We start from the raw sequence: 222 nt of genomic DNA on the forward strand, positions 1-222 counted from the left end.
AACTTTCTTTAAGTTACTAACTGCTTCATTTTCAAAGCTTATAAAAGTTAAAATCAAAAAAACTAGCGCTAAACTAACAACGCCAATTCTCAAAAAGAACTTATATGACATTTAATAATTCCTCTTTCTACTAAAAAATAATAATAAATTTAAATTTCGTTAATACTAGAGTCTTACTTGACTTCAATACTTCAAAGTTTTTTTATTGATAATCTAGCTATG

The sequence above is a fragment of the Bacillus sp. JJ722 genome (genome assembly GCF_036963345.1).
Lineage (GTDB): Bacteria > Bacillota > Bacilli > Bacillales > DSM-1321 > Bacillus_AD.